Source organism: Streptomyces lasiicapitis, assembly GCF_014646335.1.
In the GTDB taxonomy this organism is placed as follows: Bacteria; Actinomycetota; Actinomycetes; order Streptomycetales; family Streptomycetaceae; genus Streptomyces; species Streptomyces lasiicapitis.
The window spans coordinates 578,025-596,022 of the sequence record NZ_BMNG01000004.1; the positions used below are offsets into that span (position 1 = coordinate 578,025).

At 70.7% G+C, this 17,998-nt stretch carries 18 protein-coding genes; 7 read left to right on the plus strand and 11 right to left on the minus strand.

Annotated features, from left to right (window positions below; all coding sequences use genetic code 11):
* Positions 1-7: 7 nt before the first annotated feature.
* The 3 genes from IEY91_RS11205 to IEY91_RS11215 form a co-directional block, all read right to left on the minus strand.
* A complete protein-coding gene (locus tag IEY91_RS11205; protein ID WP_164327028.1) occupies positions 8-406 on the minus strand; it encodes a hypothetical protein in 399 nt (132 codons plus the stop codon).
* A gap of 32 nt (positions 407-438) precedes the next feature.
* Positions 439-882 (minus strand): hypothetical protein, encoded by a 444-nt coding sequence (locus IEY91_RS11210; RefSeq protein ID WP_164327029.1) that lies wholly within the window; start codon positions 880-882, stop codon positions 439-441.
* 359 nt (positions 883-1,241) lie between these two features.
* The gene (locus tag IEY91_RS11215) at positions 1,242-2,348 is read right to left on the minus strand and encodes an alpha/beta hydrolase-fold protein (RefSeq protein WP_164327030.1); all 1,107 of its coding nucleotides are present in this window, start codon (positions 2,346-2,348) and stop codon (positions 1,242-1,244) included.
* Positions 2,349-2,629: 281 nt separating this feature from the next.
* On the opposite strand from IEY91_RS11215, the gene IEY91_RS11220 reads away from it, so the two are divergent.
* On the plus strand, positions 2,630-3,136 hold the full coding sequence (locus IEY91_RS11220) for a GNAT family N-acetyltransferase (protein WP_373287925.1): 507 nt from the start codon (positions 2,630-2,632) through the stop codon (positions 3,134-3,136).
* A 33-nt stretch (positions 3,137-3,169) separates the two neighbouring features.
* Here the strand turns inward: IEY91_RS11220 and IEY91_RS11225 are convergent, their stop codons facing one another.
* From IEY91_RS11225 to IEY91_RS11240, 4 genes are all read right to left on the minus strand, one after another.
* Positions 3,170-3,613, minus strand: coding sequence for a hypothetical protein (locus IEY91_RS11225; protein WP_189173803.1), 444 nt, complete (start codon positions 3,611-3,613; stop codon positions 3,170-3,172).
* 174 nt (positions 3,614-3,787) lie between these two features.
* On the minus strand, positions 3,788-4,702 hold the full coding sequence (gene argB / locus IEY91_RS11230) for an acetylglutamate kinase (RefSeq protein ID WP_373287926.1): 915 nt from the start codon (positions 4,700-4,702) through the stop codon (positions 3,788-3,790).
* A 140-nt stretch (positions 4,703-4,842) separates the two neighbouring features.
* Positions 4,843-5,190 (minus strand): VOC family protein, encoded by a 348-nt coding sequence (locus IEY91_RS11235; protein WP_164327032.1) that lies wholly within the window; start codon positions 5,188-5,190, stop codon positions 4,843-4,845.
* Between the two features lie 130 nt (positions 5,191-5,320).
* Complete coding sequence (locus IEY91_RS11240) at positions 5,321-6,268, minus strand: methionyl-tRNA formyltransferase (protein WP_189173804.1); 948 nt, start codon at positions 6,266-6,268, stop codon at positions 5,321-5,323.
* A 67-nt stretch (positions 6,269-6,335) separates the two neighbouring features.
* Between IEY91_RS11240 and IEY91_RS11245 the strand changes: the two genes are divergently transcribed.
* Positions 6,336-7,730 carry a lysine N(6)-hydroxylase/L-ornithine N(5)-oxygenase family protein gene (locus IEY91_RS11245; protein WP_164327034.1) on the plus strand — a complete coding sequence of 465 codons (1,395 nt, stop codon included), beginning with the start codon at positions 6,336-6,338 and terminating at the stop codon, positions 7,728-7,730.
* An 83-nt stretch (positions 7,731-7,813) separates the two neighbouring features.
* Here the strand turns inward: IEY91_RS11245 and IEY91_RS11250 are convergent, their stop codons facing one another.
* Entirely contained in the window at positions 7,814-8,398 is a 585-nt protein-coding gene (locus tag IEY91_RS11250) for a TetR/AcrR family transcriptional regulator (RefSeq protein ID WP_189173805.1), read from the minus strand.
* A 106-nt stretch (positions 8,399-8,504) separates the two neighbouring features.
* Between IEY91_RS11250 and IEY91_RS11255 the strand changes: the two genes are divergently transcribed.
* Together IEY91_RS11255 and IEY91_RS41725 are read left to right on the plus strand one after the other, a co-directional pair.
* Positions 8,505-9,206, plus strand: coding sequence for a nitroreductase (locus IEY91_RS11255; RefSeq protein WP_189173806.1), 702 nt, complete (start codon positions 8,505-8,507; stop codon positions 9,204-9,206).
* A 111-nt stretch (positions 9,207-9,317) separates the two neighbouring features.
* A complete protein-coding gene (locus tag IEY91_RS41725) occupies positions 9,318-9,455 on the plus strand; it encodes an RICIN domain-containing protein (protein ID WP_229696862.1) in 138 nt (45 codons plus the stop codon).
* Between the two features lie 452 nt (positions 9,456-9,907).
* Here the strand turns inward: IEY91_RS41725 and IEY91_RS11265 are convergent, their stop codons facing one another.
* On the minus strand, positions 9,908-10,633 hold the full coding sequence (locus IEY91_RS11265) for a leucine-rich repeat domain-containing protein (protein WP_189173807.1): 726 nt from the start codon (positions 10,631-10,633) through the stop codon (positions 9,908-9,910).
* A 90-nt stretch (positions 10,634-10,723) separates the two neighbouring features.
* Here IEY91_RS11265 and IEY91_RS11270 point away from each other — a divergent pair, with 90 nt between their 5' ends.
* From IEY91_RS11270 to IEY91_RS11280, 3 genes are all read left to right on the plus strand, one after another.
* Positions 10,724-11,446: an ABATE domain-containing protein gene (locus IEY91_RS11270; RefSeq protein WP_189173808.1), complete on the plus strand. Its 723-nt coding sequence runs from the start codon at positions 10,724-10,726 to the stop codon at positions 11,444-11,446.
* A gap of 146 nt (positions 11,447-11,592) precedes the next feature.
* Positions 11,593-12,093, plus strand: coding sequence for a hypothetical protein (locus IEY91_RS11275; protein WP_164327040.1), 501 nt, complete (start codon positions 11,593-11,595; stop codon positions 12,091-12,093).
* 244 nt (positions 12,094-12,337) lie between these two features.
* The gene (locus IEY91_RS11280) at positions 12,338-14,692 is read left to right on the plus strand and encodes a glycoside hydrolase family 95 protein (protein ID WP_189173892.1); all 2,355 of its coding nucleotides are present in this window, start codon (positions 12,338-12,340) and stop codon (positions 14,690-14,692) included.
* Between the two features lie 125 nt (positions 14,693-14,817).
* On the opposite strand, the gene IEY91_RS11285 is transcribed toward IEY91_RS11280, so the two are convergent.
* On the minus strand, positions 14,818-16,803 hold the full coding sequence (locus IEY91_RS11285; RefSeq protein ID WP_373287918.1) for an N-acetylmuramoyl-L-alanine amidase: 1,986 nt from the start codon (positions 16,801-16,803) through the stop codon (positions 14,818-14,820).
* A gap of 282 nt (positions 16,804-17,085) precedes the next feature.
* Positions 17,086-17,907, minus strand: coding sequence for an arsenite methyltransferase (gene arsM / locus IEY91_RS11290; RefSeq protein ID WP_189173809.1), 822 nt, complete (start codon positions 17,905-17,907; stop codon positions 17,086-17,088).
* Between the last annotated feature and the right edge of the window lie 91 nt (positions 17,908-17,998).

A 17,998-nucleotide genomic window follows, 5' to 3' on the forward strand; every position in this document is an offset into this window, starting at 1 on the left:
GCTGGGCTCAGTCCCAGTCGCCGACCACCCGCGTGTTGTCGACGCCTGACAGGAAGTAGAAGTAGTACTCACCGCCGCTCAGGTCGTAGACGGCGGACCTCCTGGTGCCGCAGTGGATTTTGACGACGTTCCCGACGGGCCGGTCGCGGCCCCATGTGACGTGGTAGAGCTGCCCGGCCACGAAGTCGCTGTTGCAGTAGGCGGACAACGCGACCCGCTGGCGGTTGCCCTGTGGGCGATCCGTCTTCGGAGAGTAGCCGTACGTGTTGAACAGGACGTCGAAGTGGGAGGCAGCGGCGGCGCGGTGCGGCGCGGTGGGCTGCTGCCCGGCCTCACCCGCCTGGGCCGGTGCACCGGTGAGGCCCACGGCGAGGAGTGCTGTCGCGGCGGCGAGGAGAGTGCGCATGGGAAGACTCCGATTTCTCTCTGAGGGTGGGGTCAGGCACCGTCGGCGACGATGTGCGTGTTGTCGACGCCGGAGAGGAAGTAGAAGTAGTAGAAACCGCCCCGCAGCTGGTAGTTGATGGTCTTGGGGGCCCCGTTGCAGGGGACGGTGAAGGCGCTGCCGACCTTGGGGTCGACACCGGTCGCCGAGTGGTAGAGCTGGCCGGCCAGGCGGTCGCTGTCGCAGTCCGCCTTGAGGGTGTAGCGGTGGACGCCGAAGTGGATTTTCAGGGTCGGTGAGTAGCCCTGCACGTTGAACCACGTGTCGAAGAGGACGCTCTTGGCGTGGGGATGCGGTGCCCGGTCCGGGGCGGCGGGTGCGGCCCTGGACGCCGGCGGTGCGGCGAGGGCGGAGGCGGCCGCTGACGGGACGGTGGATCCGGCTACCAGCGCGGCCAGTGCGGCGACGGCCGCGGCATATCGATGCATGTGCGTCATGCCTTCCTGAGGGGGAGGAACAGGCGTGTGGCGAAGGCAGGCGCAGGTTCGCGTGTACGGCACTTCGTCTGCCCCCGTGCAGGCGAAGGCGTCTGCGCCTGCCTTCGGTCCACCCCGTCCGGCCGTGCTGCCGCCGGGGTGTGACCAGAGTCTGCGGCGGCCGTCCGACGGTCACAACGGCATCCCGGCCGCTTCCCGGAAGTCGGGATCCCAGGGCCTCTGACCTGCTGGGACGCAGGTGTCCCGGGACGGGTCGGGTGGTGGCCTGCGGCCGTGCCGACCCCCTGAACGCACGGAGCGGTTCCGGGGGCGTACGCACTCCCCGGAACCGCTCCTTGGCCGAACTCCCTGATGCCTGCCTACGCGAGCGCCCAGGCCACATCCCGCAGCAGCGCCTGCCGCCAGCCCGCCCGGTCGTGGCCCGACGCCGAGCGGGAGACGCGTACCGCCGCACCGGCCTGTTCGGCCAGCGTCTCGGTCAGCTCGCAGTGGGGCAGCATCCGCGTCTCGTGCTCCCCGACGTCGAAGGCGATCCGCAAGCCGGACAGATCGGGGCGCTCGTCGCGCAGCCGTGCGGCGATCGCGCCGCCGACCGGTCCGCCCAGCGGGTCCGCCCGGCCCAGGGCGTCGGGCGTCCACCAGAACGACCCCGACTGGCAGGCGACGCGGTTCACCAGGTCCGGGTACTGCAGCGCCGCGTACATCGCGCTCAGCCCGCCGAGGCTCTGCCCGGCGACCACGAGCCGGTCGACGTCGGCGGGGACGCCGGACTCCGCCACCAGCGGCAGCAGTTCGTCGCGGACCGCCTCCCACAGCTCGGGCACGCACCCGAACTCGGCCTCCCTGTCCTTGGCCGGAAGGAAGACGAGGGTGACCGGGGGCATGTCGCCGGCGGCGACGGCCGCGTCGAACGCGGTCATGGCCGGGTGCAGATACAGCCAGTCGTCCCCGTCGAGCAGCAGGACCACCGGTCCGCCGCCGCCCGCCGGGTGGACCCGCACGGTGCGCCGCCCGCCGAGGCGTTCGCCGGCCCAGCGGATGCGGGTGGCCGGGACGGGCAGGACGTCATCGGCGCCGACGAGGGGCCAGTGCGGCTGGGCCGGGGCGTCGGGGGTCGCGGCGATGGACCGGTCGCCGCCCGCGCCGGCCGGGTTGAGCGGGTCGGCGTACGCCTCGTCGCCGGAGCGGAACTGGTAGGTCACCCGCAGCCGCGCGGGCATCGGGACCTCGGCGTACCAGCAGTCCGTGTCGTCGAAGCGGCTCAGGGCCACCGGCTCCGACCAACTCTCGAAGTCGATGCTCGCCGGAGCGCCGCCGCGCCACAGGAACAGGGTCAGCCGGCCGCCGCCGTCGGCCGGTACGGACACGGGAGTGCCCGCTGCCTGCGCGGCCGTCCAGAACTCGTCGGTGCCGGGCTTGTCGGGCAGCCCGTACCCGGCGAAGCCGCTGTCCGTCACGACCGCCATGAACGTCTCCTTGTAAGGGGGAAGAGGAAAGACCCGGTTCATCAGAGCCAGGTGGGCCCAATCTAAGCTCAGCTTGCATGGCTGGACTTGCTCATTAGGTAAGGCTAGCCTAACTGTGATGTTGTGTCGGGGTGACATGGCGACGAGCCGCTCTTCGACCGTCGAACCGAGGAAGGAAAGCTTTGATCACGGCTACGCCGCGCCCTGTACCGCAGCCGCACGCGCACACGCACGCGCTTTTCGCGCGGACGACCTCGCTGACGAACTTGCCGACGACCTCGCTGACGAACGCGCCGGCGGACTTTTCCGCGACCTCGCCGACGGATTCCATACGTACCGCCCGCCCCGAGGACGCCGCCGCGCTCGCCGCCCTGTCGCAACCCTTCGTATGCTCAGGGGCGTTGCGGGAACGGCCCGTCGAGCTGTACGCCGCGCAGGCCGCCGACTTCCTCGTGGCGCAGGCGCCCGACGGCACCCTGGACGGGTGCGTGGGGCTGCGCGCCCACCCGGCCGCACCGGGGGAGGATCGCGGGCCCGCGGGCGTCGTGTACAACTTCTGCGTCGCCGGGCACCGGCAGGGAAGCGGCCTCGGCGCGGACCTCCTGCGTGCCGTCCTGACCGCTGCGCGCGCCCAGTCGCTCGATGCCCTGTTCACGGCGACGACCGGCGGCGGCGGTCTGTTCCTCCGCCACGGGTTCGCGCCCACGACCGCGCGGCTCGCTCCGCGGCCGTGGGCGGCGTCCCTGGATCCCCGGCGCAACGCGCGGATTCTCACACGGGCCCTGTGACCTCGTCGGGCGGGCCGATGGGGCGAGGGGTGGTCAGAACGTCTGGCGCGTGGACCACTTGGCCTCACTGCCGGGAGTGGACAGGTCGGTCGAGTCTCCGCTGAGCGTGCGGTCGGCGCCGAGGGAACCGATGTAGCGGCCCTTGGTGCGGTCTTCCCAGTTGATGACGAAGTAGATGTAATTGCCGTCGACGAAGCCTTGCTCGATGATGCCGTCGACCATGGTTCCGGTGGTCTTCTTGGCGGTGCCGCTGAGATTCCCTTGGGTGTCCTGGGTCACGTCGACCGTGGCATGAATCTGGTTGCTCTGGTAAATGGCCCATTTCCCGGTGACCTTGAAGCCGGGAGCCTTCACGAGACGCTCGACGGGCGGCGGTGCGGAGGGCGGGGTCTGGGCGGCGCCCGCGGAGGGGGCCAGGGCGATGCCGCCGAGGCCGACGAGGAGGGAGAGGGCGACAGCGGTGCATTTGGTGCGCATGCGGAATCCCTTCGGCAGAGGGGGGATTGACCGGAACAGGTGCGCTCGGGCGCTACGAGCATGACAGGCCGCAGGCCCCGGCACCGCCACACCAGTGGTCACTCAATGGGGTGAAGTTGGGTCCATGGCTGACGCCCTGCCCCTGGCGGAAACCTACGAGTTGCCGTCGGGAACCTAGGAGTTGTCGTCGCTGCCGTCGCCGGGAACCACGGTGGTGCCGGGGCTGTTCTCGCCGAGGACGCCACGCAGCACCGCGTGCGGCACGCGCCCGTCGAGCACGTGCGCCCTGCGCACCCCGCCGCGCACGGCCCGCAGGCAGCCCTCCATCTTCGGCAGCATCCCGCTCGCCAGCTCCGGCAGAAGCCCGTCCAGCGCGTCGGTGGTAAGGCGCTCGATCACATCCGTGCTGTGCGGCCAATTCGCGTACAGACCCTCGACGTCGGTGAGCATCACCAGACGCTCGGCGTCCAGGGCCACGGCGAGGGCCGACGCCGCGAGGTCGGCGTTGACGTTGTAGACCTGCCCGTCCTCACCCCGTGCCACGGGGGAGACCACCGGGATGTGCCCCTGCTCCAGGAGCGTGCGCACCATGTCCGGGTTCACGTCCACGATGTCGCCGACGAGACCGATGTCCACGGCCCGGCCGTCCACCCAGGCCGGGCGTCGTACGGCGGTCATCGTGTGCGCGTCCTCGCCGGTCATGCCGACGGCGAAGGGGCCGTGGGTGTTGATGTGGCCGACCAACTCCCGCTGGACGCGGCCCGTCAGCACCATCCGCGCCACTTCCATGGTCTCCGGCGTGGTCACCCGCAGGCCCGCCTCGAACCGGCTCTCCAGGCCGAGGCGGTCGAGCATCGCGCTGATCTGCGGCCCGCCGCCGTGTACGACGACCGGGCGCAGGCCCGCGCGCCACAGCTCCACCACGTCCTGGGCGAACGTCCGCTGCAGGCTCGGGTCCACCATGGCGTTGCCGCCGAACTTCACGACGACGGCGCTGCCCCGGAGTTCGTCCGGGATTTCCTCCGGGAGTCCCTCAGGCCACGGGAGAGTGAGCTGGGGTTCGCCGGATCCCTCGATCCCGGCGGACATCCCGCTCGCGGGGAATCCCCGGGCAGCGGTCACGCTCACGGAGCCACTCCATTCATGGACAGACCCGCCCATTCAGGGCGGGCCTTCAGGATTTTCTTAGCTTAGCCTAGCCTAAGTTGTGATCCAGGCTGCTGTGGCGGTCATCGGTGGCTCAGCACGTTGACCACCCGGCCGTTGGGGTCGCGTACGAAGAAGCGGCGTACACCCCACTCCTCGTCCCGCAAGGGGTGCACGATCTCCGCGCCGCTCGCCCGCATCGCCGCGTAGGCGGCGTCCACGTCGTCCACCTCGACGCTCATGTCGGGCACGACCGGAGCGGACTCGTCGTGGCTCATGAAGGTGACCTGCGCCGTGGGATTGGCGGGCGAGGCGAGCGTCATCACCCAGCCGAGGTTCATCACTTCCTCGAACCCCAGGAGGCCGTAGAAGTCCCGGCTCTCCTCCAGGGCCTCCGATTGGATGTCGGGCATGACCCGGCGGATGGACATGGGCGACTCCTGCCGACGAGCGGGGGCGGACGTGTCGCTGATTCTCTCCGCAGGTGCCCGGTGGCGCACCCGTGGCAGCGTACGCCCCCGCGGTGAGGCCTGCTTGCCGCGGGGGAGGGCGTACCGGGCGCTACGGCCGCGCCGTCAAATACCCGCCCATCGTGCGGAAGTAGTCCGTCGCCGCGTGCTCCGTGCCGTCCTCCGTCCGTACCCGCCGGACCGCGAGGCCGTGGCAGCGGCCCGAGCGGGCGTCGGCGCCGGCGACGATGACGACGGCGTCGCCCTCGCGGATGAAGATGCGCCCGGGAGTGCCGCCGTAGCGACCCTCGGAGACCCTCGCCTCCAGGATGCGCAGCGGCTTGCCGCGGTGGTGCGTGAAGGCGTTGGGGTACGGATCGCACTGGGCGCGCACGAAACGGTCCAGGTCCTCGGCCGGCCAGGTCCAGTCGATGCGGCTGTCCTCGATGGAGCGCTTGTGGAAGAAGCTGGCCTTCGAGCGGTCCTGCGGTGTCCACTCCGCCTTGCCGGAGTCGATCAGATCGAGGGACTCGCGCACGATCGGCGCGATGAGGTCGACCGTCTTGTGGAACAGGTCCTTCGTCGTGTCGGTGGGCCCGACGGCCACCGGGCGCTGCAGCAGAATGTCGCCCATGTCCAGTTCGGCGTCCATGCGGTGGGCGGTGACGCCGACTTCGGGCTCGCCGTTGATGAGCGCCCAGATCAGCGGCGAGAAGCCCGCGTACGTGGGCAGCAGCGAGTCGTGTACGTTCAGAGTCCCGTGCCGCGGCAGGTCGAAGATCTCCGGGGGCAGCCAGGTGCGCCAGTTGTTGGCGACGATCAGGTCGGGGTCCGCGGACTTGAGCGCTTCGAGCAGCTCGTCGTCCCCGGGCCGGTTGCGCAGCAGCACCGGCACGCCGTGCTGTTCGGCGAGGTCGGCCACCGAGTCGTTCCAGATTTTTTCGTACGCGTGGTCGCTCTTCGGGTGCGTGACGACGAGGACCACTTCGTGCCCGGAATCCAGCAGGGCTCGCAGCGTGCGGTGGCCCCAGGTCTGGTAGCCGAACATGGCGACCCGCATGTGAATCCTCCTCAGACGTTGCAAGGTAAGGCTAACCTTATCTAACATGTGCCTGCTTAGGGAGGCGATGACGCGGGTGAACACTCTGCACAGCGGGCCGGATTCGACGTACGACGGCACGGAAGCAACACATGAAGGGCCGGAAGTGACGTACGACGTCCTGGGGATCGGTTTCGGGCCGTCCAACCTCGCACTCGCGATCGCGATCGAGGAACACAACGAGAAGGCCGCCGAGGGAGAGCGGATACGCGCGGGATTCCTGGAGAAGCAGGCGAGCTTCGGCTGGCACCGGGGCATGCTCATCGACGACGCCACCATGCAGGTGTCGTTCCTGAAGGACCTGGTCACGATGCGGGACCCGACCAGCAGCTACAGCTTCCTGTGCTACCTGCGGGAGCGGGGCAGGATGGTCGACTTCCTCAACCAGAAGACGCTCTTCCCGCTGCGCATCGAGTTCCACGACTACCTCGAATGGGCCGCCGCGCGCGTGGCAGGGCGCGTACCCGGGCTCGTCGAGTACTCCTCCGAAGTCCTCTCCGTGAAGCCGGTGACCGAGAACGGCGAGATCGTCTTCTACGACGTGATCAGCCGTGACCCGGCGAACCCGGAGGCGACGATCGTGCGCCGGGCCCGCAGCCTGTGCGTGGCGACCGGCATGGCGCCGCGGATGCCGTCCGGCACCGCCCGCTCCGAGCGGGTCTTCCACAACAGCGAGTTGATCCCGCGCGTCGCCGCCGCCCTCGAAGCGGGCACCCCGGTGCGCCGCGCCGTCGTGCTCGGCGCGGGACAGAGCGCCGCCGAGAGCGTGGACTACCTCCACCGGCACTTCCCCGAGGCCGAGATCTGCTCGGTGTTCGCCAAGTACGGCTACACGCCCGCCGACGACAGCCCGTTCGCCAACCGGATCTTCGACCCGGAGGCCGTGGACATCTTCTACAACGCGCCGCCGGAGGTGAAGCAGTCCCTGGTCGACTACCACCGCAGCACCAACTACTCGGTCGTCGACATGGACCTCATCGAGTCGCTCTCGCGCACCATGTACCAGGAGAAGGTCCAGGGACGGCAGCGCATGCGCATGCTGAACGTCTCCCGCATACGCGACATCGACGCCCACGACGACGGCCTGGACATCGGCATCGAGTTCCTGCCCACCGCCGAACGCGACGTCCTCAGCGCCGACCTGCTGGTCTGCGCCACGGGCTACCACCCGCGCGGCATAGACGAACGCCTCGGCGAACTCGGCAAGCTGTGCCGCCGCGACGACGAGGACGCCCTCGCCGTGGGCCGCGACCACCGCGTCGCCACCCACGCGAACGTCACCGCCGACATCTACCTCCAGGGCGGCACGGAACACACCCACGGCCTCACCTCGACCCTGCTGTCGAACACGGCGGTTCGGGCGGGGGAGATTCGCGCTTCGCTGATTGAGCGGCGTCGCGCCCAGGAGGCACTGAGCGGCTGAGCCGCTCTTGCACTGACTGCTGCCAACCCCCTCTCGCCTTTGGGCGGGAGGGGGTTTCTGTTCGTGCCCGGATCAGTCCCGGATCAGCGAAGCGCTCGTTCGAGGAGGACCTCTGCCGCCGCCCGCGCGTGTCGGCCGTAGTCCGCTTCTCCCAGGACCATGGCGCGACTGGCCGCCCCGTCCGCGAGGGTGACCAACTGTTCGGCGAGAACGTCGGGTTCCCGGCAGCCGAGTTCGCTCACCAGCACGTTGACCAACCGCACCATCCGCAGTTTCTGCTCGCGGGCGTACGAATGGACCGCGTTCTCCGGGTCGGGGAACTCCGCGGCCGCGTCGATGAAGGGGCATCCGCGCACCGGAGCCGCGTCCGCCACGGGCTGGTCGAACAGTCCGAGGATCCGTTCCCGCGGGGGGATGTCCTCGCGGGTCAGCACGCTCTCCAGGGTGGCGCCCGACGACGCGAGGTCCTGGAGGTGGGCGATGACCAGGTCGCTCTTGGTCCGGAAGTGCGCGTAGAGCGTGCGCTTGGACACCGGTGCTTCCTCCGCGACCTGCTCCATGCCGGTCGCGTTGATCCCCTGCGTCGCGAACAGTTGGGCGGCGGCGGCCAGGATGCGCTCCCGCCCCCCACGCCCCCGCCGTCGAGGTGCCGTAGCCGTAGTACCCATGAGGAAAGTATACGTACGCGTTTACTTGGGCGGGGTCGGCCCGCTAGAGTCGACCTCGCTGAAGTAAACGCATCCGTTTACATGTCCAGTCCCTGAGGAGTGCTCCATGAGTAATCCAGATCCCGTCCCCACCGAGCTGAGCGGCAGCGCGGAGAAGCTGATACGCGGCCGTCACGCGACGCGCGCGTTCCGCCCGGACGCCGTGCCCGCCGACGTCATGCGCGCGATCTTCTCGCTGGCCGGCGCCGCGCCGTCCAACTCCAACGCGCAGCCGTGGCGGGTGGAGGTGGTGAGCGGAGCGGCGCGCGATCGCCTGGCGAGTGCGTTGCAGGCGGATCACGCCGAGAAGCGCACCTCGGTGGACGTTCCGTACTCCGAGGACATGTACGCGCAGGTGCACCGGGTGCGCCGGGCCGCGTTCGGCGCCGAGCTGTACGGAGCGCTGGGCATCGGCCCCGACGACCACGCGGCACGCGCGGCGTACGACGCGGAGAGCCTGCGCTTCTACGGCGCGCCGCACGCCGCGTTCCTGTTCGTCACCGGCGACGGCGGGCCTCGCCTTGCCGCGGACGTCGGCGCCTACATGCAGACCCTGCTCCTGGCGATGACCGCGTACGGCGTGGACAGTTGCCCGCAGGGACTCCTGAGCTTCTACGCTGACACCGTCCGAGCCGAACTCGGCCTCACCGGCGGCAAGTTGCTCGTCGGCATCTCCTTCGGCTACGCCGACGAGACCGCGCCGGTGAACCGGGTCACGACCGAGCGAGCCGAGCTCGCGGCGACCACGGCTTTCCACGACTGCGCCTGACGGTCCGCCAATCCGGCCATTCTCGTGGAACGTGTCCCGGTGCCCCTTGTCGATCTTTACGCTGGCGGCTGCTCCACCACACCGCGTGCCGACCGGAGAGGGGAATCTGCAGTGACGGATCTGCGGACGTACCACGGAAAGCACCAGCAGTGGCGCCCCGAACCCGTCGGTGACGGCTGGTACCGCCTGGTCGCCCGGCACAGCGGCCGGGTCCTGCAGATCGCCGTGGGCAGGGGTCAGGGTGGCTGAATCTGAAGGGGCCGAGGTGGCTGAAACGGGTCCGATTCCAGGTGATGTGCTTGAGCCGGTCAGGCGGCACTTGCGGGACTCTTCGTACGACTTCGATGTGGGGCCTGGCTGGCGGCAGTTGGTGCTTGAGTGCCATCAGGCGGTTGTCGCCGAGTTCCCCGAGTACGAGCTCTTGGCCGTGAAGCAGAAGTGGGGAGCCTTGGCCTTCCAGGCGTTTCCGCGACCGTGGCGGCACGGCGGAGCCTGGACGGATGCTGAGCACGCACGTCTCCACGCTGTCACTGACGCCTTCGCCGACCGTAGCGAGGGCATCTGCGAACGATGCGGCGCGCATGGCTCATTGCGGGAGAGCCGACGGATCGATCTGACTCTGTGCGATCGGTGCGAGACCGTCGTACCGGAGCACGGTCGTCTCTGAACAGCGCGGTGTCGATTGGTCGGAAAGCGACGCCCTAGCGAAGCACCACGCACCCCCGTGCGCGCAGCGCCGTCAGGGTCTCCTCGCCGTCTCGGACGTCGTTCCAGCGCAGGTCCAGCTTCTCCAGGGACGGCAACTCGGCCAGCCAGGGCGGGACTTCGTTCAGGTGGTTGGCGCGTAGGTCGAGGCGGCGGAGGCGTGGTAGCCCGCGTAGTGCTTCCGGTGCGGTCTTGAACGCGTTTTCTCTCAGGTCGAGTTCGCGTAGCTCGGTGAGGCGGTCCAGTGCGAGCGGGAGCGTGGTGAGTTGGTTGCCGCGCAGCCACAGTTCGCGCAGGGAGCGCAGGTCGCCGAGTGTGGCGGGGAGTTCGGTGAGGCGGTTGTGCTGGGCGCGGAGTTCGATGAGGGATGTCATGCGGCCCAGGGTGTGCGGCAGGGCCGTCAGCTGGTTCTCGCCGATGTTGAGGTACGTGAGGCGGGTGAGGTTGCCCAGTTCCTCGGGGAGTGAGGTGAGGCGGTTGTCGTGGAGGTAGAGGAAGTCGGTCAGCGTGGAGAGCGTGCCCAGCTCCGGTGGGACGGACGTGAGGTGGTTGTGGCCCAGGTCCAGGGTGCGGAGGGAGGAGAGGGCGGCGATGCGCGCGGGCAGGTGCGTGAGCGCGTTGTCGGCCAGGAGGAGGACCTCCAGGTGGGGGTGGCGCCAGATCTCTTCGGGGACGTCGTCGAGTCCGTCGCGCCAGTAGTCGAGTACGGTCCCGTGGGTCATCGCGAGCCTCTCCGTTGCTGCGGCCGGGCGGGGCCCGGCAGCCGGACTGCCCCAGCGCTAATGGTTGGCGCGGAACTTATCATTAGCCCCATGCCCGCACCGAACGGCACCCTCCTCACCCTCGCCCTCGTCTCGACCATCCGCCACGACGGCCACGGCGGCGTCGCCGACGATCTCGACACGCCGGACGGCCTCACCGCCTGGGTGCGCGCCCACGCGGCGGAGCTGCCCGGGGCTCTCGGTGCCCGAAGCTACCGGGCGGACGAGAGCGCACTCGAAGCAGTACGGGGGGTGCGCGCCGCCGTCCGTGCGCTGTTCGCGCGATCGGTGCGTCCGGGAGAGCCGAGCCCCGCCGACGCGCGGCGCCTGCTGCCCCTCGGCGAGGCTGTGGCCCGGCTCAACGAGGCCGCCGCCAGGGTGCCCACCGTTCCCGTCCTGACCTGGCCGCGCGGCGGCGACCCAGTCGTGCGGGACGAACCTGTGGTGCGGGACGAGCCGACCGCGCGGGACAAGGCTGCCGGGCGTGATGACTCCGTCGTACGTGACGAACCCGTCGTACGCGACCAGCCCGCCGCACCACCACCGGGGCACCCCCGCACCACCCCCCACGCAGATCTCCTCACCGCCGCCCTCGCCCACGCCGCCCTCACCTTCCTCGCCAGCCCCGACCGCCAGCGCCTTCGCGCCTGTCACGCGCCGCGCTGCGTGCGGTACTTCCTGAAGGAGCACCCGCGTCAGGAGTGGTGCAGGCCCGCCTGCGGCAACCGCGCCCGCGTGGCCCGCCACCACGAGCGCGGCCGGGAAACCGCTTGAGCCGTGGCCGACCCGCCGTCCGGGCCCGGGCCGACACGAACCACACCCTCACCGGCCCTTTCCCGGCCACGGCCGGCCCCGTCCCGCCCCTTCCCCGCCGCCGCCCCCGCGCCGGGTTCACCGCGCAGGACACGTACCATGGCGGCATGTCCTTCCTCCGCCGCCGCAGCTCCGCCACACCCGCGGGCCCGGATTTCGATGTCCTGGCCATGGACCCGGGTGACTGGCCCGGCAACCTCGGTGCCGGTCTGCTGCCCGCGCCCGACGGCAGCTGCCAGGGCGTCTTCCTGCGCTACGACCTGTTCGGCGGCCGCGGCCCCGCGATGATCATCGGCAATCTGCCGGCGGGCTCCCCGGCCCGCGAGCTCGCCGACGGGGAACCGCCCTTCGAGGTGGCCCAGCTCCTGCTCGCGCTGGAGAACGACGAGGAGGTCACCGTCGTCGCCAGCGAGGACATGCCGGTGATGCAGGGCGACAACCTCCTGATCGTGCGCCGCCTGCGGCTGTCCGAAAGCCGCATCTCCTGCGTGCAGTTCGACCGCAGCGACAACGTCCTGGTGACCATCGCGGCCTGGGACCGCCCCATCACCGACGATCTGTACGCACTCCTCAAGCCGCTGCCCGCGGAGCTGTTCCAGCAGGGCTGACGACCTCGGCCCGCACGCAAGCCCCGCACGCAAAGCCCGAACGTAGGCCCCGCGCGCAAACCTCGAACGCAAGCCGCGAGCGCAACCGCCTCCCTGAAGTCCAAGTGCCTGCCCACTCCGTCCAAGGAGTGGGTTTGTCATGTGCCTTGTCAGGTGAGTCATCGGACTTTTAGCGTGGCGGCCCATGAGACGACAGTCCAGCAGACGGCAGCCGCCACGGCCCGGACTCACCCGCAGAACCACCATGCAGTCCGCTCTGGGTGCGGGCGCCGCACTGGCCTTGGGCGGTCCGGCGGTCGACGGGCAGGCCGCCGACCAGGGCCCCGGCGGTCCCCAGGGCTCCATCGAGTCATCCGATGACCTGCGGCTCTGGTATCGGACTCCGGCCGCCGACTGGGAGCGGGAGGCGCTGCCCATCGGCAGCGGCGCCCTCGGCGCCATGGTCTTCGGCACCCTCGCCTCCGAGCGGCTCCAGCTCAACGAGAAGACGCTGTGGACCGGCGGCCCCGGCGCCAAGGACGGCTACGACTTCGGCAACTGGCGCGCACCCCGGCCCGACGCCCTGGACGCCGTCCAGCGGGACCTCGACGAGCACGGCCGACTCGCCCCGGACGCCGTCGCCGCCCGGCTCGGCCAGGCCCGGCGCGGCTACGGCGCCCACCAGACCCTCGGAGACCTGCACATCGACGTGCCCGGCGCGCCGGACGCCCCCGACGCCTCGTATCGCCGCGCCCTGGACCTGCGCGAAGCCGTCGCGGACGTCACGTACACCCATCAAGGCGCCCGCCACACCCGGGAGTTCTTCGCCTCCCACCCCGACGGAGTGATCGTCGGCAGGCTCGCCGCCGACCGGCCCGGAGCCGTCACCTGCACCCTGCGCTACACCTCACCCCGCGCCGACTTCACCGCCGAGGCCGAACGCGACCGCGTCACCGTACGCGGTGAACTCGCCGACAACGGCCTGAAGTTCGAGGCGCAGCTGCGCGTCACGCAGCAGGGCGGCACGCTGGTCGCGAACGGGGACGGGACCCTCACCGTCAGCGGCGCCGATCACGTGTGGTTCGTGCTCGCCGCCGCCACCGACTACGCCGACACCTACCCGGACTATCGCGGCGACGACCCGCACCCGGCCGTCACGCGCACCGTCGACGAAGCCCTCGCCCGCGGTCAGGCAGAGCTGAGGGAACGTCATGTGCGCGACCACCAGGCCCTGTTCGGCCGCGTCGCCCTCGACCTCCGTCACCAGGCGCCGCCGGATCTCTCCACCGACCAGCTCCTGAAGGCGTACGGCGGTGGAGCGCCGACATCCGCTGCCGACCGGGCACTTGAAGTGCTCTTCTTCCAGTACGGGCGCTACCTCCTCATCGCCTCCTCCCGCCCCGGCTCGCTGCCCGCCAATCTCCAGGGCGTCTGGAACCACAGCACGGCCCCGCCCTGGTCCGCCGACTACCACGTGAACATCAATCTCCAGATGAACTACTGGCCGGCCGAGGCAGCGAACCTCGCCGAGACCACCGCGCCCTACGACCGGTTCGTCGAGGCCCTTCGCGCCCCCGGGCGGCGCACCGCCCGCGAGATGTTCGGCTCGCCGGGCTGGGTGGTGCACAACGAGACCAACCCGTACGGCTTCACGGGCGTCCACGACTGGTCGACCGCGTTCTGGTTCCCCGAGGCCGCCGCCTGGCTGACCTCGCAGCTCTACGAGCACTACCGCTTCAGCGGGTCGACCCGCTATCTGCGGCACACCGCCTACCCGGTCCTGAAGGAGGCCGCCGAGTTCTGGCTCGACCAGCTGCGCACCGACCCGCGCGACGGCACGCTCGTCGTCACCCCCAGCTACTCGCCGGAGCACGGCGACTTCACCGCGGGCGCCGCCATGTCCCAGCAGATCGTGCGCGAACTGCTCACCAACACCCTGGAGGCCGCCCGCGTCCTCGGCGACGCCCCCTCCTTCCGCATCCGCCTGGAGAAGAGCCTCGACCGGCTCGACCCCGGCCTGCGCGTCGGCTCCTGGGGGCAGCTCCAGGAGTGGAAGGCCGACCTCGACGACCCCGGCGACGACCACCGGCACGTCTCCCACCTCTACGCCCTGCACCCCGGGCGGCACATCGAACCCGGCAGCAAGTGGGCCGAGGCCGCCAAGGTGTCCCTGAACGCGCGCGGCGACGGCGGCACCGGCTGGTCCAAAGCCTGGAAAATCAACTTCTGGGCACGGCTTCGCGACGGCGACCACGCGCACAGGATGCTCGGCGAACAGCTCAAGTCCTCGACGCTGCCCAACCTTTGGGACACCCACCCGCCGTTCCAGATCGACGGCAACTTCGGCGCCACGTCCGGCGTCGTCGAGATGCTGCTGCAGAGCCAGCACGACGTCATAGAGGTGCTGCCCGCCCTGCCCGCGGACTGGCCGGACGGATCGGTGCGGGGGCTGAGGGCGCGCGGCGGTGCCACCGTCGACATCGACTGGGCGGACGGGCGAGCGACCCGTGTCGTCGTACACGCTTCCCGGACCCGCGAACTGACGGTGCGCTGTGCGCTGTTGGCGGGCGGCGAGCGGACCTTCAAGGCGGTGGCGGGCCGCCGTCACGTTTTCCGGTAGCCACGCGCTGCGAGCGCGCGTCGGGCCCGGGCCTGCCCCCACGCAGGTCCGGGCCCGACGGTTCCCGGTGGCCCCTCAGGGGCCCGCCGGCCCCGCGGACCGCACGGCCCGCGGAGCCCGCACGCTCATGACCCGGACCGCACCACCTTCACGTCGGCGGCGCGCACGAACGCCACCCGGTGGCCGAACTGGATCTCGTAGTACGTGTCCTTGCCGCGCACCACGCGGTGCGGGGCGAGGTCGAACGTCGGCGAGTAGAAGTACTCGCCGGGCAGCTTGTCGCCGACCGCGTACCGCTGGCCCGCGAGCAGTTTGTACGGCAGCGGGGACACGGCCTGCACCGGGACCTCCGCCGGGTACGCCTCCTTCTCCGGGTAGGCGCGGCCGTACACCGGGACCTCGGCGGTGCCGTCCTTCGGGGTCACGACCAGGCCGCGCGCGTCGACGGCCGTCGGCTGCTTCTTCGGGTTCTTGAACCAGGCCTTCTGGCCGAGGTACCAGACGGCCGTCCAGTCGCCCTTGCGCTCGGCGACCGCGTACTGCTGGCCCGTGGACAGGCGCGAACCCATGTCGTTCACGCCGATCGTCGAGGGCTCACCGCCCGGACGGAGCCCGATGTCCTTGATCAGCGGGGCGTCCTCACGCGGCTCGGTGTACACGCGCACCGCGCTCGAACCGTGCGGCGTGCACGTCTCGCCCGGCTTGGCGCAGCCCGTGAACACCGGCTTGTTCTCCGTGAACTTGGGCGCCACGGTCACCAGGCCGCCCGAGGGGCCCGCGGTGCGGTGGAACGGCTTGCCGAGCAGGGTGAAGTAGTGCTGCCAGTCCCAGTAGGGGCCGGGGTCGGTGTGCATGCCGCGGATGGTGGCGGCCGTGGTGCCGGGCACCGTGTCGTGGCCGAGGATGTGCTGGCGGTCCAGCGGGATGTCGTACCGCTTGGCGAGGTACTTCACCAGGCGCGCCGACGAGCGGTACATCGCCTCCGTGTACCAGGTGTCGGGCGCCGTCAGGAAGCCCTCGTGCTCCAGGCCGACGGACTTGGCGTTGACGTACCAGTTGCCCGCGTGCCAGGCGACGTCCTTGGTGCGCACGTGCTGGGCGACGTGGCCGTCGTTGGAGCGCAGCGTGTACTGCCACGACACGTACGTCGGGTCCTGCACCATCTTGAGGACGCCCTCCCAGGTGCCCTCCGTGTCGTGCACGACGATGTACTTGATGCCCTGGCTCTTGGGGCGGTCGGCCTTGTCGTGGTTGCCGTAGTCGCCGTCGCCGAACTCCTCGTACGGCGCCGGGATCCACTCGCAGGCGAGAGTCTTCGGGCAGTCCGTCCCGGCGGCGGAGACCTTGCGCAGGCCCATGCCCCGCAACTGGGCGGCGTCCGGCGTCAGTTGGGGCCGGGCGGTGAGCGTGATGTGCTGGCCGGCGTCGGTCGTGCGCTGCTGGCCGTCGCGGATCACGGCGAACACGTCATTGGCGTACGTGGCCGCGCTCGCCCGGTCGTCGGCTCCCGAGAACCGGGCGATCGCCCCGTACCAGTCGGCCGGGTCGGCGCTGAGCGGCTTGCCGAGGTCCTTCTGCGCGGCGGCGAGCAGGGCCGCACCGCCGCGGACGTTGGTGGCCGGGTCCTCGCGGAGTTGGTCGGCGGGCAGGCCGCTGAGCTTCGCCGCGCGCTTCAACGTCTTGAAACGGGCGGGGAGTTGGGACTCCTTGGGCGGCTCGCCCTTGGGCAGCAGGGTGCGCCGCGAGGCGTCGCCGCGCGGGTCCTCCTTGCCGTGGCTGTGGTGCGGGGCGGTGGCGAGGGCGGTGCGGGCGTCGGTGAGGTGCATGGGGCCGTAGCCGCCGGTGACGCTGGGGGCGCCGCCGTGCGCGTCCCAGCGGGACTGCAGATAGGAGACGCCAAGCAGCACGCTCTGCGGCACGTCGTACTCGGCGGCGGCCGCGGCGAAGGCGCTCTGCAGGCCACCGGCCGACTCGGCCGACGAGGCGGGGGTGGACGACGAAGGCGCGGCACCGATGAGCGGGACCAGCAGGGCGGCCGACGCGAGGGCGCCCGCCACCCTCACGGTGAGTGTGCGCGCGGGCGGGACGGGGGCGGTGACGGATCCTCGCAAGGCTGCCTCCTGGGACTTCCGGGCCGGTGAAGCGTGACGGGGCGTGCGGGGCCGGGCGTGCGTCAGTGGTACCGGCTCTCCGACGATCCGTCAATCATGCCCAGGAGAAGGGATTTCCCATGTCAGCGCCGGTCTGGTGTGTTTTCGCCACGGGCGGCGCCATCGCCTGCGGCGCGTCAGTGGAGTGGACCAATGCGGGGGCGTGACCTGGGTCGACCGGGGTTTGTCTGTCCACCTGTTCGGCGGAGGAGGTGGGGCCGGTCGGCGGTGACGTACCGACGATTACGCGTCGGAGGCGGGGGCGCCCGCCGTAGTGGTGGGCTTCGTCGCGCGTACGACAGCCGAGTGCAGTCCGTCGGCGACGGCGTGCGTGGGCGTGATCTCGACGCCGGTGAACCCGGCGGCTTCGAGGCCCCGGCGGTACTCGGCGAAGGACAGTGCCCCGGCGATGCAGCCCACGTAGTCGCCGCGCTCGGCCCGCTGGTCGGGGGAGAGCGTGTCGTCGGCGACGACGTCGAGCACGCCGACGCGGCCGCCGGGGACCAGCACGCGGAACGCCTCCGCGAAGACCGCGGGCTTGTCCGTCGACAGATTGATGACGCAGTTGGAGATCACGACGTCGACCGTGGCCGCGGGCAGGGGGATCGCCTCGATGGTGCCCTTCAGGAACTCGACGTTCGTCGCGCCCGCCTTCTTCTGGTTGGCCAGGGCGAGGGCCAGCATCTCGTCCGTCATGTCGAGCCCGTACGCCTTGCCGGTGGGCCCGACGCGCCGGGCCGAGAGCAGCACGTCGATGCCGCCGCCGGAGCCGAGGTCGAGGACGCGCTCGCCGTCCCGCAGGTCCGCGACGGCCATCGGGTTGCCGCAGCCCAGGGAGGCGGCGACGGCTTCGGCGGGGAGAGCGTCTCGGTCGGCGGGGGTGTAGAGGGTGGCGCCGAAGTTCTCGTCGATGTCGGGGGCCGCGCCTGCGGTGGTGTTGCAGTCTTTGCCGTAACAGGCGGTGCCGCCTTCGGTGACCTGGACTGCGGCGGCGGCATAGCTGCGGCGGACGCTCTCGCGGAGGTCGGGGGACTGGTCGGTGGGCTGGTCGGTCGTGTCGGTCATGGCTGCCGCGCTCCCCTACGTCGTCTACGTCATCGATCGACGTCTGTATCGATTTCTGTATCGATGTCTGTCTATGCAAGCTTGCTCCGTG

Bases quoted from the DNA above. Each gene is read 5' to 3' on its own strand.
- IEY91_RS11205 (WP_164327028.1), bottom strand. From the start codon at position 406: ATGCGCACTCTCCTCGCCGCCGCGACAGCACTCCTCGCCGTGGGCCTC.
- IEY91_RS11210 (WP_164327029.1), bottom strand. From the start codon at position 882: ATGACGCACATGCATCGATATGCCGCGGCCGTCGCCGCACTGGCCGCG.
- IEY91_RS11215 (WP_164327030.1), bottom strand. From the start codon at position 2,348: ATGGCGGTCGTGACGGACAGCGGCTTCGCCGGGTACGGGCTGCCCGAC.
- IEY91_RS11225 (WP_189173803.1), bottom strand. From the start codon at position 3,613: ATGCGCACCAAATGCACCGCTGTCGCCCTCTCCCTCCTCGTCGGCCTC.
- argB (WP_373287926.1), bottom strand. From the start codon at position 4,702: ATGTCCGCCGGGATCGAGGGATCCGGCGAACCCCAGCTCACTCTCCCG.
- IEY91_RS11235 (WP_164327032.1), bottom strand. From the start codon at position 5,190: ATGTCCATCCGCCGGGTCATGCCCGACATCCAATCGGAGGCCCTGGAG.
- IEY91_RS11240 (WP_189173804.1), bottom strand. From the start codon at position 6,268: ATGCGGGTCGCCATGTTCGGCTACCAGACCTGGGGCCACCGCACGCTG.
- IEY91_RS11245 (WP_164327034.1), top strand. From the start codon at position 6,336: ATGACGCGGGTGAACACTCTGCACAGCGGGCCGGATTCGACGTACGAC.
- IEY91_RS11250 (WP_189173805.1), bottom strand. From the start codon at position 8,398: ATGGGTACTACGGCTACGGCACCTCGACGGCGGGGGCGTGGGGGGCGG.
- IEY91_RS11255 (WP_189173806.1), top strand. From the start codon at position 8,505: ATGAGTAATCCAGATCCCGTCCCCACCGAGCTGAGCGGCAGCGCGGAG.
- IEY91_RS11265 (WP_189173807.1), bottom strand. From the start codon at position 10,633: ATGACCCACGGGACCGTACTCGACTACTGGCGCGACGGACTCGACGAC.
- IEY91_RS11270 (WP_189173808.1), top strand. From the start codon at position 10,724: ATGCCCGCACCGAACGGCACCCTCCTCACCCTCGCCCTCGTCTCGACC.
- IEY91_RS11275 (WP_164327040.1), top strand. From the start codon at position 11,593: ATGTCCTTCCTCCGCCGCCGCAGCTCCGCCACACCCGCGGGCCCGGAT.
- IEY91_RS11280 (WP_189173892.1), top strand. From the start codon at position 12,338: ATGCAGTCCGCTCTGGGTGCGGGCGCCGCACTGGCCTTGGGCGGTCCG.
- arsM (WP_189173809.1), bottom strand. From the start codon at position 17,907: ATGACCGACACGACCGACCAGCCCACCGACCAGTCCCCCGACCTCCGC.